This is a genomic window from Terrisporobacter sp., assembly GCF_017888745.1.
GTDB lineage: Bacteria > Bacillota > Clostridia > Peptostreptococcales > Peptostreptococcaceae > Terrisporobacter.
The window spans coordinates 1-15,042 of sequence record NZ_JAGHFM010000085.1 but is presented as its reverse complement, the minus strand read 5'-3'; the positions used below and the strand labels follow the sequence as shown (position 1 = coordinate 15,042).

At 29.3% G+C, this 15,042-nt stretch carries 13 protein-coding genes; 4 read left to right on the top strand and 9 right to left on the bottom strand.

Annotation, left to right across the window (positions count from 1 at the left end; translation table 11 throughout):
- A partial coding sequence (gene xylB / locus J7G74_RS04505; protein ID WP_297132396.1) for a xylulokinase occupies positions 1-1,174 on the bottom strand: 1,174 nt, incomplete at its 3' end.
- A 167-nt stretch (positions 1,175-1,341) separates the two neighbouring features.
- Between xylB and J7G74_RS04500 the strand changes: the two genes are divergently transcribed.
- Together J7G74_RS04500 and J7G74_RS04495 are read left to right on the top strand one after the other, a co-directional pair.
- Entirely contained in the window at positions 1,342-2,364 is a 1,023-nt protein-coding gene (locus J7G74_RS04500) for a LacI family DNA-binding transcriptional regulator (RefSeq protein ID WP_297132395.1), read from the top strand.
- A 27-nt stretch (positions 2,365-2,391) separates the two neighbouring features.
- Positions 2,392-3,393 carry an aldose epimerase family protein gene (locus J7G74_RS04495; protein ID WP_297132393.1) on the top strand — a complete coding sequence of 334 codons (1,002 nt, stop codon included), beginning with the start codon at positions 2,392-2,394 and terminating at the stop codon, positions 3,391-3,393.
- A gap of 197 nt (positions 3,394-3,590) precedes the next feature.
- Here the strand turns inward: J7G74_RS04495 and J7G74_RS04490 are convergent, their stop codons facing one another.
- Positions 3,591-4,520, bottom strand: a complete 930-nt coding sequence (locus J7G74_RS04490) for a DUF362 domain-containing protein (protein WP_297132391.1) — start codon at positions 4,518-4,520, stop codon at positions 3,591-3,593.
- 535 nt (positions 4,521-5,055) lie between these two features.
- On the opposite strand from J7G74_RS04490, the gene rpsD reads away from it, so the two are divergent.
- Both rpsD and J7G74_RS04480 read left to right on the top strand, forming a co-directional pair.
- Entirely contained in the window at positions 5,056-5,649 is a 594-nt protein-coding gene (gene rpsD, locus J7G74_RS04485) for a 30S ribosomal protein S4 (protein ID WP_297132389.1), read from the top strand.
- A 350-nt stretch (positions 5,650-5,999) separates the two neighbouring features.
- Positions 6,000-6,674, top strand: coding sequence for a hydrolase (locus J7G74_RS04480; protein WP_297132387.1), 675 nt, complete (start codon positions 6,000-6,002; stop codon positions 6,672-6,674).
- 95 nt (positions 6,675-6,769) lie between these two features.
- On the opposite strand, the gene J7G74_RS04475 is transcribed toward J7G74_RS04480, so the two are convergent.
- From J7G74_RS04475 to J7G74_RS04445, 7 genes are all read right to left on the bottom strand, one after another.
- Positions 6,770-7,300, bottom strand: a complete 531-nt coding sequence (locus J7G74_RS04475; protein WP_297132385.1) for a hypothetical protein — start codon at positions 7,298-7,300, stop codon at positions 6,770-6,772.
- 356 nt (positions 7,301-7,656) lie between these two features.
- The gene (locus J7G74_RS04470; protein ID WP_297132383.1) at positions 7,657-9,126 is read right to left on the bottom strand and encodes a glycoside hydrolase family 1 protein; all 1,470 of its coding nucleotides are present in this window, start codon (positions 9,124-9,126) and stop codon (positions 7,657-7,659) included.
- Positions 9,127-9,138: 12 nt separating this feature from the next.
- The gene (locus J7G74_RS04465) at positions 9,139-10,968 is read right to left on the bottom strand and encodes a beta-glucoside-specific PTS transporter subunit IIABC (protein ID WP_297132381.1); all 1,830 of its coding nucleotides are present in this window, start codon (positions 10,966-10,968) and stop codon (positions 9,139-9,141) included.
- 183 nt (positions 10,969-11,151) lie between these two features.
- The gene (gene licT, locus J7G74_RS04460) at positions 11,152-11,997 is read right to left on the bottom strand and encodes a BglG family transcription antiterminator LicT (protein ID WP_297132379.1); all 846 of its coding nucleotides are present in this window, start codon (positions 11,995-11,997) and stop codon (positions 11,152-11,154) included.
- Positions 11,998-12,323: 326 nt separating this feature from the next.
- On the bottom strand, positions 12,324-13,112 hold the full coding sequence (locus tag J7G74_RS04455; protein ID WP_297132378.1) for a sugar phosphate isomerase/epimerase family protein: 789 nt from the start codon (positions 13,110-13,112) through the stop codon (positions 12,324-12,326).
- A gap of 2 nt (positions 13,113-13,114) precedes the next feature.
- Positions 13,115-14,203 carry an ABC transporter ATP-binding protein gene (locus J7G74_RS04450; RefSeq protein ID WP_297132376.1) on the bottom strand — a complete coding sequence of 363 codons (1,089 nt, stop codon included), beginning with the start codon at positions 14,201-14,203 and terminating at the stop codon, positions 13,115-13,117.
- Between the two features lie 9 nt (positions 14,204-14,212).
- The coding region (locus J7G74_RS04445; RefSeq protein ID WP_297132375.1) for a carbohydrate ABC transporter permease at positions 14,213-15,042 on the bottom strand (830 nt) is incomplete at its 5' end.

Here is a 15,042-nt window from a genome sequence, read left to right as displayed (position 1 = left end):
TACTTTCTATGTTTATTCCAAGAGATTTTGCTACTTCAAAGCTATCTCTTAAGGCAAAGGCAACACCCTCAAGTACTGCTTGTGACATATCTTCACGAGTAGTATCCATACTCATACCAATAAAACACCCACGAGCATCTGGATTATTATGAGGTGACCTTTCTCCCATTAAATACGGTAAGAAAAATACTTTATTTTTACCTAACTCTTTTATATTTCCTAATTCTTCATTGTATTTATTAGTTTTTAATATTTCTTCTATCCACCATTTATTACAAGATGCTGCACTTAACATGCATCCCATTAAATGATAATTCCCATCTGCATGCGCGAAAGAATGAAGTGCATTATTTTCATCTACATCAAAGTTTTCAGTTGAAATAAATATTGTTCCTGAAGTACCTAAAGATATGTTACACATACCATTTCCTACTGTTCCAGTACCTACTGCAGCAGCTGCATTATCTCCTGCACCTATAATTACTTTAAGGTCTTCTCTTAATCCTAGTTCTTTAGCAATATCAGGTATAATAGTACCTACTACTTCATAACTTTCATAAATTTGTGGTAATTGTTTTTCATCTATACCACAAATATCCATCATTTCTTTTGACCAACATTTATTTTCTACATCAAGTAAAAGCATCCCAGATGCATCTGAAAAATCTGTACAAAATGTGTTAGTTAACTTATATGCAAGATAATCTTTTGGTAACATTATCTTATTTATCATATTAAAATTTTTAGGCTCATTTTCTTTCATCCATAATATTTTAGGAGCTGTAAATCCTGCAAAAGCTATATTTGCAGTATACTTTGATAACTTTTCTTTACCTATAACATTGTTAAGGTATTCTGTTTCCTTTCCAGTACGGCCATCATTCCAAAGAATAGCTGGACGAATAACATTATCATTTTCGTCTAATACTACAAGTCCATGCATTTGACCACCAAAGCTTATTCCAGCTACCTTACTTTTGTCAAAAGGCTCTATTAATTCTTTAATTCCTAATATAGATTGTTCATACCAATGTTGTGGATTTTGTTCTGACCATCCACTTTTTGGGAAAGATAAGGCATACTCTTTTGACACAATATTTTTAATCGCTCCTGATTCATCCATCAACAATAACTTGACTCCTGATGTTCCTAAATCAACTCCTATGTACAACATCTTTATTCCTCCCTATTTTTTGTATGTGTTCGAGCACACTTTAATTATAATTATATATTTCCTAAATATCAACAACGTTTTTATTTTTTATGTTCTCGTGCACATTTGACTTTTATATTTAAATATGATATTTTTACTGTATCTGAATAATAATGAAGGAGTTTGATATGGCAACGATAAAAGAAATTGCAGAATTGGCAGGAGTATCTCGTGGAACAGTCGACCGAGTTCTAAATAATCGTGGCATGGTTAATCCTGATACTGCTCGTAAGGTTAAGGAAATTGCAGATGCACTTAATTATAAACCAAATCGTGCTGCTCTTATTTTAAGTGCACAAAAAAAGAAATTAAAACTTGGAGTAATCTTATTTGGAACTACAAATCCATTTTTTGATGAAGTAATAATAGGAATTAATGAAAAAAAGAAAGAGTTAGAAGGTTATAACTGTGATATAGAAGTCAAATGCATACCTATGGGTATAGACGAACAATTGGAAGCAATAAATTCTTTAGTTGAACAGGGTGTTAATGGAATTGCCCTTGCACCATACAATAATAAAAGAATAGCAAATAAAATAAATGAGCTGTATAACATGGGTATTCCTGTAGTTACTCTAAATACTGATATTGAAAATTCTAAGAGAATTGCATATGTAGGAAGCAACTACAATCTTTCTGGAAAAACAGCTGCTGGGTTAATGAACATAATAACTCACGGTAAAGTTAATGTAGGTATAGTAAGTGGTTCAGAAAATGTTATGTGTCATAGTCAACGTATAGAAGGTTTTAAAGAATGTATAAAAAATAACTACCCTCATATAAATATTGTTGAAACAATATACAATAATGACGATGATATTCAAAGTTTTGAGCTTACTTCAAAATTACTAAAAAACGAAGATATAAATGCATTATTCTTTGTTGCAGGTGGTGTTTATGGTGGATGCCGTGCAGTTATTTCTTGCAATAAGGAAGATCATATTACAAGTATCGCCTTCGATAGTGTTCCTACTACTAGAGAAATGATTGAAAAGGGACTTATAAAAGCTACTATCTGTCAACAGCCAAAATTACAAGGTTCAAAACCTTTAGATATATTATTTTCTTATTTATCTACTGGTGAGTTGCCTAAAGAAGAGTGTAATTATGTTTCTGTAGATATTTGTATTAAAGAAAATATTAATATTTAATTTTAAAGGGTTAAGGGGATAAATAATATGAAAAAAAGACTTTTTGGAATAACAAAATCTAATGAAGAGGTCTTTTGTTACTCTCTATTTGATAATGAAAACTATGTAAATATACTAAACTATGGCGCTACCATTCAGTCGTTAGTTGTTAAAAATAAAAATAATGAATTAGTAGACGTAGTCTTAGGTTTTGATAATATAAATCAATACGAACAAGAGGAAAACAGAACTTTTATGGGCGCAGTTTGTGGTAGATATGCAAATAGGATAGCAAATGGTCGTTTTTATATAAATGGTCATAAATATACTCTTGCAAGAAATAACAATGGTAATTGTCTTCATGGAGGAGAAAACGGATTCGATAAATGTATTTTTCAAGTCGATGACTTTACTGAAAACTCTATAATTCTATCATTATTATCTAAAGATGGAGACAGTGGGTTTCCTGGAGATTTGTGGTTAAAAGTAAAGTATACTTTCAAAAATAGCACTCTTACAATAGAATATTTTGCTAATACTAATAAAGATTGTCCTATAAATATTACTAATCATTCTTACTTTAATCTTATGGGTAAAGGTGATATTTTAACTCATAAATTACAACTAAATAGCGACTATTATATGGACACTAATGATGATGGTCTAGCAAATGGTAATATCATAAAAACTACCAATACTCCTTTTGACTTCTCAATTTACAAAGAAATAAATGAAGCCACGAAGTTTATGGATATAGACCATCATTTTTATATAAATCCATCAACTACGTATTACACTAGACTTGGTACTTTGATAGCTCCTGATAATAGTTTATCTATGGATATATATACTGACCAATGCGGTGCTCAAATATACACTGGGAATTCTATTGTAGATAATATTTCAAAATGTGGGGTAATAAGCAAGTATAGCGGAATATGCTTTGAGACACAATCAGTTCCAAATGCCATGGAATTTAGCTATTTACCTTCACCTATTTTAAAAGTAAATGAACAGTATTCTCATAGAAGTCATTATAAATTTTATTAAAAAATTAAGCTATGGCTATCTAATTTTTTGATTATTTATAAATAAAAATAACTGTATCTTGCTGAGCTAAATATATTTGAGCCTAAGATACAGTTATTTATTAAATTTAATATTATCAGTTTCATTATCTAAAATATCATTTGCAACTAAATAACTTATCCTTTATTTAGTTTTTTATTTTTAATTATTATTCCCTCCTATCCATGAATATCTTTTAACTTGTCTCTATCCACTATACTATCTTTATTACCATAAGCAGCTTTGCTAAAAATTTTCTCTGCCTCTATTAAATCCAGACCTTTTATAGTCATATTTATAGGGTTAGCTTCTCCTAATCCATCCTTATAAAGTCCATATAAATAACTTACTCCCTGTGGTAAAAATCCAAGTAATCTAGCACCTACACTATCTGCCGCAACAGGATCTGTTGATGCTATTATAAGACCTGGAGTATCTACTGCCTGACCAAATATAGGACCTGTACCTATCATAGCCTTATCCAAACTTATTATAGCTAAATCTATTGGAATCTTCTTAGCCATACTTCTTATAAATCCATGTAGGTCTTCATGTATTCCTGTTTTTTTCTTCGGAAATCCATGTACACTTGCAGGAGGATAACCCATAGCAATATTTTTAATACTTGCCGTAACAGTCGCTTCTTCATGATATTTTAGCTGTGTAAATGATATTATCACATCTGCTTCCTCTACAATTTTATTTATTGGTGTAGTTTTGATTATTTGATGATTTAAGTTTAATTCAATAAATGGACCATAATTCATATCTATAAATTCAACATTTTCCTCTTTTATTACTTTATCATATCCTACACTTGTCATCACTTGAGAAGTCTCAACTCCTCCAGAGCCTGTAGCTATGTATATAATTGATGGTTCTTTTGTTTTTACATATTGTATGAGTCTTTGTAAGGTTTTAGGTCCAACTACAACTCCATCTTTTGCCTCTTCATCCTTCACCCAATTTGGTGTAATTATTACCTTGTCTCCTTTTTGTATAATTTCATCAATAGGTAGTAAATTTAAAGCCTTTTCTAAAGAGTTTCCTTCTGTTAATGCTTTCGTTATTGATACTATAGGTTCTTTTATTCTACGATTTTGTCTCATATTTTCACCTCTTTGTATAAAGTATTTGCACTTATAATTTTGTTATACTTGAAAATATGTATTTACTATTGTTGTAGCACAAATATAAATTTACAAAATACCCCTATACTTTTTTAATTTTCTAGTTAATATCTAATATATACAATAATTATAAAAAATAAAAATAACAAATGATAATAATTATCATTTACAAAACAATATCATTATGGTAAAATATAATCAAAGTTAAAAATAAGAAACTTTAGCATGATATAAAATTATTTACTATAAAAGCCATAAAACACCTTAATATTATGTAGATACTTTTATATTTTTTAACTTTAAATTTACTCTTAATTGTAAGAAAGAATCTGGGAGTCTACACCTAGATTCTTTTTCTATATAAATTTATATATTAATATGACTAAATGATTTTTATTATAAACCAAGCTAATCGCTAATGAAAATCATTTACAATTAACTCATCCAGTGATATAATTATATTGGCTTTAAAAATTATCGCGGCAAATAAATAATTTTTAAGGAGAACAAAGCAATGGCAAAAATGATGGGACCAAGATTTAAACAATGTAGAAGATTAGGACTAAATGTATGTGGACATCCTAAAGCAATGGACAGAGCAGTGAAAGGAACATCTAGAGCAGATAAAAAACTTTCACCATACGGACTTCAATTACTAGAAAAACAAAGACTTAGAGCTTACTATGGAGTATTAGAAAAACAATTTAGAAACTATTATAAAAAGGCTGAAAAGTCTAAAGAATCTACAGGTGTAGCTTTAATACAAATGTTAGAATGTAGATTAGATAATATAGTTTATAGGTTAGGTATAGCAAACTCTATAAGACAAGCTCGTCAAATGGTTGTTCATGGACATATTTTAGTTAATGGGAAAAAGGTAGACATACCTTCATTCTCAGTGAATGTAGGAGATACTGTTTCTCTAAGAGAAAAATCAAGAAACAATGAAATGTTTAAAGCTAACTTCCAAGAAAGATCACTAGTAGTATATCCTTATTTAGCGAAGGATGAAGAAAACTTTGCAGGTACACTTATTAAAATGCCTGAAAGAAATGAGGTACCAATAGAAATAAACGAAATACTAATAGTAGAGTTTTACTCAAAATAATAAGTTAATTGAAAAACTCAATGGAGAATTATACTTCTCTATTGAGTTTTTTTGATTTCTTATATTGTTTAATCTAAAAATCTGATATAAACACTCAAAAATTAGTCTAATTTAAACTTATTTTCATTAAATTTTATAAACTCTATACTTAATAAATAAATTTTTCTTTTATCTCCTTATAATTTATCAATTTAAAATAGCGAAATTTGTATAAATTAGAAAATAAAATAACATTTAACAATAAAAATGTAGGAAAATTAAGATATCTCATTTATAATTAAAGATAAAAATATTTTACTATTAAATACACAAATATTATAAATTCAATATTTTTGAGGAGGATTTTATCTATGAAGCAAAGACCAAAATCAATAGATGGTACACTTAGAAAATCATTTTTACGTGTTCCTGAAGTCATTAGAGAATGCAGTGGTATAAATATTTTCGGAAAAAGAATTAAGTCTCTTGTTTTTTCAACTGACTTAGCTATTATAAAAAATGTAAATGCAGATGCTGTAATAGCAGTATACCCATTTACACCTCAGCCAATAATTACACAATCTATTATTATGGCTTCTGATATTCCTGTTTTTGCAGGAGTTGGTGGAGGTCTTACAAAGGGAGTTCGTTCAGTTGTATTAGGAACCAATGCTGAATTGCAAGGTGCTATAGGTGTAGTTGTTAATGCTCCAACAACAAACGATGTAGTCACAGCTTTATCTGATGCATTAGATATCCCTGTTGTTGTTACTATAGTGAATGATGATACAGATATTCAAGAAAGAATAGATGCTGGTGCAACTATTTTCAACGTATCAGCTTCTGCTGATACACCTAGGATAGTCGCAAAAATTAGAAATGCTTATCCTGATTTTCCAATAATAGCAACAGGTGGACCTACTGAAGAAAGTATAAGAAAAACCATAGCTGCTGGTGCAAATGCAATCACCTGGACACCACCTTCTGTTGCTGAATTATTTAAAGATGTGATGAATTCTTATAGAAATAATTTAGATCCACACTAGTGAATCACGGTTATATAAAAGATACTTATAAATAATAAGAGGTATCTCAAGTATTACATAGTTATATTACTTGAATACCTCTTATTAAATTTAACCTAGAATGCGCATTCTATAAGGTTAATATTTCTATATTCTACAGCCATTGGTACAAATCTAATTCTACCGCCTTCGCAAGCTATTCTAAATCCTTGAATACTCCTTCTGTCAGCTCTATCTACTACCATAAAGAAGTTAGAAGGGTTGAAGCCTCTTCTCATTTCTATCCTAACTATTGCCATCCTTCTACAGTTATTTATAGTGAATTGTCCACCACCAGGTGATATGAAAGGTGTAGTAGATGGCCCTCCTCCAGGTAATATAAAAGGTGCACCAGATGGTCCGCCACCAGGTAATATAAAAGGTGGATCGTCATCTGTTTGTGAATAGTCATAATCATAATCATTATCGTCATATTCATCGTAATTCTCATAATCTTCAAGAGGCATCGAAGGCTCAAATAAACTAGCAGCTTCTAAGTATTCATTTGTAATATCTGCATTAGGATATGCATTTTGTACCTCTCTAAGATATACAGCCATAAATTTATAATAATTGTCCCAATATTCTTGCCAATAATTTCTGTCCATTGTTGATTCTCCTTTTTTGATATAAATATTGTTCTATATATCATATGTAAATATTGGACAATGGTTCTTATTTATTTAAATGAAATGCATGAACATAGACAATGCATCCATCTAATCCTATATATCATTTTTGATTATAATCACAAAGCTCACCAATTGTATACGGAGCTCTCTTGAGCTTTAAGAGTATTTTTTTACTTACTAAAAAAGTGATATTTATTTTAAGTAAATTAAGAAAACAGTGGAGATAATTCAGTAAAAATCATCTCCACCATTTTATATACATATACACTTATCTACATGATATATACTTGTTCTTTTTTCAAACACTTATATCTCTATATCATGATTTTTCATTATTCTAAATCTTCACCATTAGTAGCTATAACTTTCTTGTACCAATCAAATGAATCCTTTTTATATCTTTTCATTGTTCCGTTACCTTGATTATCAAGGTCTACATAAATAAAACCATAACGTTTTTTCATTTCCCCAGTAGAAGCACTGATTAAATCAATACATCCCCAAGGTGTATATGCAATTAAATCCACACCATCCTCTAAAGCGCCTTCCATGGCTTTAATATGTTCCCTTAAATATTCAACACGATACTGGTCATGTACTTTTTTATCTTCTGTAAGTTCATCTATAGCTCCTAATCCATTTTCCACAACCATCACTGGAATTTCATAACGATTATAGATTTCATTTAAATAATAACGTAAACCTATAGGGTCCATTCCCCATCCCCATTCAGAATATTGAATATATGGGTTTTTTGAACCAAGACTGAAATTACCTAAACCATCTTTAGCTACACTTTCATCTGCTGAAGTGCAAGTAGTTGAGTAATATGAAAAAGTAAAGAAATCAACTTTTCCTTCTTTTAAATCTTTAATATCCTCTTCCGTACATTCTAACTTAACATCATTTTCTTCCCATATTCTTTTTGCAAATACAGGGTATTCCCCACGCACCATAACATCTCCACAATAATAGAAATTATCTTGCATTTTCTTTTGATTCTTTAATACATCTGCTGGGTCACACGTTAATGGATATGAGCACGCCCCTGCCATCATACAACCCACTTGATATTGTGTATCAATAGAATGTGCACGTTTTACAGCTCTAGCACTTGCAACAAGTTGATTATGTAAACATTGATAGTTTTGTGCTATATCCTCTTTTGACATATTAGGCATAAAATCCTTATACATTAAAAGACTATTAATTTCATTAAAAGTCAGCCAATATTTAACTAAGCCTTTAAATTCTTTAAATAATACTTCTGTATAGCGATCAAATAATGAAATAAGTTGGCGATTTTTCCATCCACCTAATTCTTCTTCCAAATACAGTGGTGTATCATAATGAGAAATTGTCACTAAAGGTTCAATATTATATTTTTTAAGTTCTTCAAATACATTACGATAGAAATCAATACCTTTTTGATTAGGTTCATCTTCTATTCCATTAGGAAATATTCTTGACCATGAAATAGACATACGGAAGATCTTAAATCCCATTTCAGCAAATAAAGCAATATCTTCTTTATAATGATGATAGAAATCAATTGCATTGTGATTTGGATAATAGTATCCATCCAAAATAGTACCTTTTGCATCCTTTGGATATGGTGTAAACATAGGTGATATCCCAGTCTCACCATTTGGTAAGCGATAAGTTATACCACGTGGCGTTGTAGCTGTACCAGCAGTTGTAACATCTGTTTTTGCTAGTCCTCTTCCATCTACATTATATGCACCTTCACATTGATTAGCAGCTGTTGCACCGCCCCAATAAAAATTCTTTGGAAAACTCATATTATATTCCTCCTAATGTATAACTGTAAGAAGCTCTTCTCCAGCCTCTACACTTTTATTTTTTGTTTCTATAATATCTAAATAATTATCAGTATTAGTAATAACAACAGGTGTTTCCGTACTGTAACCTTCTTTTTTAATCTGCTCGATATCAAAAGATACTAATAAATCACCCTTTTTAACCGTATCTCCTTGTGTTACAAAACTTTCGAAATATTTACCTTCTAATTGAACCGTATTATATCCAACATGAATAAGCATCTCACAACCATTATCTGACGCAATACCAATAGCATGTTTTGTTGGGAATAAAGTACGCACCACTCCATCGAATGGAGCAACAACTTTACCATCTTCTGCCTTAATTACAATACCTTTTCCTAATACTTCACATGCAAATGCTTCATCAGAAGATTCTTTTAAAGGCGCTACATCTCCCTTTATAGGAGCAAAAATAGTTTCTTTTACTGGATTTTTAACTTTATCATTTGACTTTTCTTCAACTTTGTCATCTTTAAAAAGTAAGTATGCAACTACAAAAGAAAAGACAAATGGAACTAATGTAGCTATGATAAGTGGTAATATTTCTGGTCCTTCTGGATTTAATAAACCTAATAGTCCAATAACACCCATACCTGAATATGTATACATCATAATATTAGTAAAATACACTACAACACCAGCAGTTGCTGCACCAATACAAGATATAACAAACATTTTAATACGTGGTAGTGTTACTCCATAAATAGCTGGTTCAGTAACCCCAAATATTCCTGATATAAATGCTGGAAGAGCGATTGATTTCAGCTTCTTATCTTTAGTTTTTAAATAAACTGCAAGTACAACACCAGTTTGAGCAAAACATGCAAAGAATGTATAAGCCATTAATTGACTAGGAATACCTTGCATTAAATCCATAAATGGGAACATGTATAATACACCACTTACCCCAAATAATACAAATACTTGATAGAATCCTGCTAAAAGAGTTCCTGCAATTAATGGACTAACTTCAATTAATGAATTTAATGCCAAATTAATTCCAACCCCAATTAAATTTGCAGCAGGGCCAATTAAAACAAATCCTATAGGAACAACAATTATTAATACAAGTACTGGTACAATAAAATTACTAACAAGCTCTGGCACATATTTTTTGAAAAATCTTTCTAAAGGTGCCGCAGCCGCAATCATAAATACCACTGGTAAGAATGATCCAGTATAAGTAGCGTTAAATACATGCCCAAACAAATTAATATCTACACCATTAATTGCTGGATAACACATAATTGCTCCTATAAGGAATCCTAAGAAAGGATCCATTTCTAACTTCTTGGCTACATTTTGACCAAGCATTAATGGTAAATAGAAGAAAATTGCATCTCCTATTGCCGTTAGAAGAAGGTATATTCCATCTTCAGGCTTAATAATTCCTGAAACAGTTAATAAAGTTGTTATCCCTTTAACAATACCACTTGCACAGATCATATTTAAGCAAGGGCCCATTCCTCCCATAACTACATTTAATACACGATTAAATAAACTTGACTTCTTTTCTTTACTGTCTTCTCCTTCTTGTCCACCATAAGGCTGCATTCCTATTTTTTCACAAACTTCAGTATATACATGAGGTACGTGCTCACCAATAACAACCATATACTGTCCCATGGATTTCATAATAGTAATGACACCATCCATATTTTTTAAAGTTTCATCATTTGCTAAACTCTCATCTTTCAAATTGAAACGTAAACGTGTAATACAGTGTTTTAAGTCTATAATATTTTCTTTTCCACCGACATTTTTAACAATATCTTCTGCTAATTTTGAGTATTTTCCCATTTTTTATTTACCTCCATTTTAATTTAACATTTAAAAATTGAAGGTCTAGCCAACTTAATGTTACCATCCAAACTAAAAAACTAAACTATATAACTTATGCAAATCTAATATAATCATTAATCACGTCCTTTCATATAAATAATTTATTAATATTTAAACACCTATATAGGCATATTAATTAATTTAGCGTTTACTTTTATAAATCATACGTTCTATATGGATTGTAAGATATAATTGTTCTTCAAGTGATAGTTCATAGTTATATTTACTCTTTATATAATCATTAATTTTTCCTACACATTTATATGATGTATGGTATTTTACCTTAACAACATCCAGTAATCCATCACTACTTCCGTCATCAATTATTTTTCCTAAAATTAGTCTCTGAGCAAAAAATTTAAGATGTGTTATGAAGCGATAATAATAAACTGAATTAATATCGAATTCTATTCTAAAATAATACTTAACAATATTAGATATTTCTTGAATAATACGTGTTATATCTATAATTTGCTCCATATTACTTTCATCCATAGATGCATTCACAATATGTAAAGCTATAAAACCTGCTTCATCATCAGGCAAACGAACATTAAATGATTTTTCAATCATATCTAATGCGTCCATACCAATTTCAAATTCATCTTCATAAAAACGTTTAATATCCCAAAGCATGGCATTTTTAATTTCAATTCCATCATAATAGCGAGTAATAGATGTATGTATATGGTCACTCAATGAAATTATTAAACTATCATTTAATCTTTTACCTAATCTTTCTTCTGCTAAAGTTATTATTTCATCTGCAATTTTAACATGCTCCAATGGTATGTTTAGCAATAGCTGTTTAAACTTTTCATTCATACTCTGGTCTTTTAAGATAAACACTTTATTAACTTGTTTACTATCAACACTATCACCTATTTTCTTTTTAAAAGCAATACCTTTTCCACAAACTACACATTCTTTATCGTCTTTATCAAGAATTATTACAACATTATTATTGAGTATTCTATGTATTATCATCTATTTATCCTCCAAAATAAAAAGACCTATTTATAAGCAAAATGGGTATAGTATCCCTGTATTACTTATAAATAGGTCTAGCTTGTACTAAAACAATTACCATCCTAATTTCTATTCTCGTTTATTTTATATTACCATAACAGTTTTTACTTTGCAATCATTTTCTTAAGGAATTATAGTGCTATTTTTATTTCTATACAGTTAATATTATAAATTGTTTTTTATCCTCTTTTAGAAAATTTAAATGTTGAAGATGATTAGCTACAATTAAAGCTACAATTTTTATACTCATAAATGTTTTTAATATTTATTTCCATTTTTACATACTATTTAATTATAGATTTCATATAATCTATGTCTTCAATTAAAATATTTCTCTTTTCACTATACTCCTTACTATATTCAAGTACTAAATCAGCTTTATTAGTGTATTTTTTATATATTTCTAAAAATTCTTCTATATTTAATTTTCCAGCACATATAGACTCATGACTATCTTTTTTACCATCATTATTATGTAAATGATAAGATACGATTTTATCTTTTAATTCTCTTATGACATACTCTATATCCCATCCATTTGCAAATGCATGTCCAATATCTATTAATACATTATTATCACTTTCTTTGCAAATTTGGATAAACTCGTCCTGATCAAATAACATATTTTGATTAGATATTACACCAGCATTTTCTATTACTATATTGGCATTATAATATTTTCCCAATTCATTTAATTCTTCTAAATTTATTTTGGAATTGTTAATCATCTTTTCTTTGTCATGTATTTTACAGTTGTTATGATGATACACGATATATGAGCTATTTAATTCCTTTGATAATTTTAAAGCATCTATAAAATATTCTTTCGATTTATTATAAGTATCAGAACCATTTTGAGCAGAATGTTCTGTTTTATAATATGGACCGTGTAGTGAAATTTTATATTTTTTCAGTCTATCCATATTCTTATTAACTACATTCATAAATTCATGATTATGAAACTCTGTAAATAACTCTATCCCTATATTTTCGTATTGAATATTCTCCACTATATCAAATACTTCTTCCAGTTGATTCACTTTAAACATATTCGTACTTATATAAATATTCATTCTTATATCTCCTTTGGATATCCAATTGACATAGTTGTTTCTCGGTCAAATAAATGTATTTTTTCAAAATTAGGTTTATAGTATATTTCATCACCATTTTTAAATTTATTATCATCAACTAGTGCAATTACTTCATTCCCTTCTATTTCAAAATATACACCTATTTTATTTCCATAGTCTTCAATATATTTTACAATTCCTTTAAATGAGTTTGGTAAACATTCACTAGATATTTCAACGTGTTCTGGTCTAACCCCAAAAGACAACTCATTTATTTTATTTGATTCCACAAGCTCTACCCAACTATTTGATAACTCTATTTTTTGATTATCTAATTTAATAAATTTATTCTTATAGTCAACATCAAATATATTCATAGATGGTGAACCTATAAATTTAGCTGTAAATATATTTGTTGGTTTATTGTATACATTTTGTGGTGTATCAATCATTTGTAGATCACCTTTATTCATTAAAGCAACCCTATCTCCAATAGTCATTGCTTCCACTTGATCATGAGTTACATATATAAAAGTTTGGTTATAAGTTTCATGAATTTTTACCAATTCTTTTCTAGCATGACCTCTTAATTGAGCATCAAGATTAGATAATGGCTCATCTAATAAGAAGAAATCACCTCTTTTTACTACAGCTCTTGCAAGGGCAACTCTTTGACGTTGACCACCAGATAAGTCCTTAGGTTTACGATCTTCTAATCCTTCTAGTTTTAGCATTTTAACTGCTGCATTTAGTCTTTCTTCAATCTCATCTTTATGTATTTTATGAGCTTTAAGTCCATAAATTATATTTTCTTTTACTGTCATATGAGGGAATAATGCATAGTTCTGAAATACCATAGCTATATTTCTATCACCACTTTTTACTTCATTTACACATTTACCATCCATATATATTTTTCCTGATGTAGGTTGCTCTAAACCAGCTATCATTCTTAAAGTAGTAGATTTCCCACAACCAGATGGGCCTAGGATAATTAATCTTTCCCCTTCTTTTATAGTTAAATTTAAATTTTTAACAACCTGTGTTTTACCATAACTTTTGCATATATTTTCAAATACAATCTCTTTCATAATTCTCTCCTATCCCTTTATTCCCGATGATGTAAAAGTATTTATAATATGTTTTTGAAATATTATATATAGTATTAAAGGTATTATCATTGTTATAACTGATACAGCCATTGCCACAGTAAAGTCAGTACCACCTTCTGCACTTATAAATAATTGTAGTGCTAAAGGTAGTGTAAAGTTTTCCTTCGTCTTTAATATTAATACCGGCCAAACATATTCATTCCAAGAGTTTATAAAGAACATTATTCCGGTTGAAATTATTGCTGGTTTTACCATTGGAACAATTATATCTCTCATTCTTTTGAAATGACTTATATTTTCCAGTTCTGTAACTTCAATAAGTGATTTAGGTATAGTTTTCATAGACTGTCTAAGTAAGAATATCCCTGTTGCATCACTTAGCTGAGGTAATATAACTCCCAATAAACTATCTCTTAACCCTAACTGAGATATGGTTAAATAGTTTGGTATCATAGTTACTGTGAAAGGTATAAATATGGTACTTATCATTATAAAGTACAATATATTTTTATATTTAAAATCAAAGTATACAAAAGCATATGCTGCTAAAATAGATGTTGTAACTTTAAATAATGTAACCATAGTTGCTATAAAAAAAGTATTACCTGTTATATCTGCAAAAGCTAGTCTTTTGAATACTTCCATATAATTATTTAGTGTAGGCTCATTAGGTATAATCCCCAATACATTATTGTATGCTTCACCTAAACTTTTAAATGAACTTGATATGGCAAATATTATTGGAAAAAGAGATACCACCACAAATATAGCTAAAATTATATGCCATTTTATTTCTGAATTTAATTTAGTTTTCATAG

What these genes read in the sequence shown, in the direction of transcription:
- J7G74_RS04500 (WP_297132395.1), top strand. Translation starts at nt 1,342, where the DNA reads ATGGCAACGATAAAAGAAATTGCAGAATTGGCAGGAGTATCTCGTGGA.
- J7G74_RS04495 (WP_297132393.1), top strand. Translation starts at nt 2,392, where the DNA reads ATGAAAAAAAGACTTTTTGGAATAACAAAATCTAATGAAGAGGTCTTT.
- J7G74_RS04490 (WP_297132391.1), bottom strand. Translation starts at nt 4,520, where the DNA reads ATGAGACAAAATCGTAGAATAAAAGAACCTATAGTATCAATAACGAAA.
- rpsD (WP_297132389.1), top strand. Translation starts at nt 5,056, where the DNA reads ATGGCAAAAATGATGGGACCAAGATTTAAACAATGTAGAAGATTAGGA.
- J7G74_RS04480 (WP_297132387.1), top strand. Translation starts at nt 6,000, where the DNA reads ATGAAGCAAAGACCAAAATCAATAGATGGTACACTTAGAAAATCATTT.
- J7G74_RS04475 (WP_297132385.1), bottom strand. Translation starts at nt 7,300, where the DNA reads ATGGACAGAAATTATTGGCAAGAATATTGGGACAATTATTATAAATTT.
- J7G74_RS04470 (WP_297132383.1), bottom strand. Translation starts at nt 9,126, where the DNA reads ATGAGTTTTCCAAAGAATTTTTATTGGGGCGGTGCAACAGCTGCTAAT.
- J7G74_RS04465 (WP_297132381.1), bottom strand. Translation starts at nt 10,968, where the DNA reads ATGGGAAAATACTCAAAATTAGCAGAAGATATTGTTAAAAATGTCGGT.
- licT (WP_297132379.1), bottom strand. Translation starts at nt 11,997, where the DNA reads ATGATAATACATAGAATACTCAATAATAATGTTGTAATAATTCTTGAT.
- J7G74_RS04455 (WP_297132378.1), bottom strand. Translation starts at nt 13,112, where the DNA reads ATGAATATTTATATAAGTACGAATATGTTTAAAGTGAATCAACTGGAA.
- J7G74_RS04450 (WP_297132376.1), bottom strand. Translation starts at nt 14,203, where the DNA reads ATGAAAGAGATTGTATTTGAAAATATATGCAAAAGTTATGGTAAAACA.